This window comes from Methylobacterium sp. CCH7-A2, from assembly GCF_001557075.1.
Classification (GTDB): domain Bacteria; phylum Pseudomonadota; class Alphaproteobacteria; order Rhizobiales; family Beijerinckiaceae; genus Allobosea; species Allobosea massiliensis.
Window position 1 is genome coordinate 1 of sequence record NZ_LSKN01000131.1, and the last position, 410, is coordinate 410.

2 protein-coding genes are annotated in these 410 nt (G+C 65.6%); both read right to left on the reverse strand.

The window, feature by feature from the left end:
* A partial coding sequence (locus tag AX750_RS11395; protein ID WP_197432813.1) for an acetoacetate decarboxylase family protein occupies nucleotides 1-275 on the reverse strand: 275 nt, incomplete at its 3' end.
* Nucleotides 276-288: 13 nt separating this feature from the next.
* Nucleotides 289-410: SDR family oxidoreductase (locus AX750_RS25510; protein ID WP_156450061.1), on the reverse strand; the 122-nt coding region annotated here is incomplete at its 5' end.

Here is a 410-nt window from a genome sequence, read left to right on the forward strand (position 1 = left end):
TTGACCTCCTCCTCGCCGAAGCGGCAGGGGATGACGATGCCGGTCTCGGTGTAGCTGCCGAAGCCGGAAGAATCCGGCATCTTGATCCACTCGTAATGGACGACCGGCTCCGCCAGCGGCTGCAGCGGCTCGGGCAGATGGTGACGGATCACCTCGGGATCGGTCTCGTAGCTGATAATCATGTATTCGCGGTCGATGAAGCGATAGGGACCGGCCGGGTAGCTCGGCCCAGCGAGCGGCATCGAGGGCAGGTCGAGGATCTGCTGGCGGTTCATGGCGAGGCTCCCCTTACTGTGCGGTCCAGCCGCCATCGACCGGCAGGATCACGCCCGTGATCGAGCGCGCCAGGTCGGAGGCCAGGAACACAGCCAGGCCCGCGACCTCCTCGGCGGTGACGAACTGCTTGGTCG